Annotated in this window: 1 protein-coding gene; it reads left to right on the top strand. The window is 45.2% G+C overall.

Features of this window, described 5'->3' with window-relative positions; genetic code table 11:
- On the top strand, window positions 1–385 hold a 385-nt coding region (locus HC176_RS17355; protein ID WP_167920261.1), incomplete at both ends, for an aromatic amino acid lyase.

Genomic DNA, 385 nt, shown 5'->3' with positions numbered 1-385 from the left:
AATACCGGTTTTGGTTCCCTCTGCAATGTGAAGATCTCTTCGGAAAACCTTACCAAACTCCAGGAAAACCTGGTGATGTCCCATGCCTGCGGTACGGGGGAAAAAATATCGAAACCAATTATTCGTCTTATGCTTTTGCTGAAGATCCAGTCATTAAGTTACGGGCATTCGGGAGTTTCAAGAGAAACTGTTGACAGGCTGGTAGAATTTTATAATAATGATATTCTGCCGGTGGTTTACGAACAGGGTTCGTTGGGAGCTTCGGGAGATCTTGCGCCACTTGCACATTTATCGCTTCCGCTCATTGGAAAAGGCGAGGTCTATCTCGACGGCAAAATTGTACCTTCAGAAGAAATGCTGAAGCAGTTCGGCTGGAAACCTATCA

This window comes from Tamlana crocina (assembly GCF_012037625.1).
The sequence above is the reverse complement of the archived record's forward strand: the minus strand, read 5'-3'. Positions and strand labels throughout refer to the sequence as shown.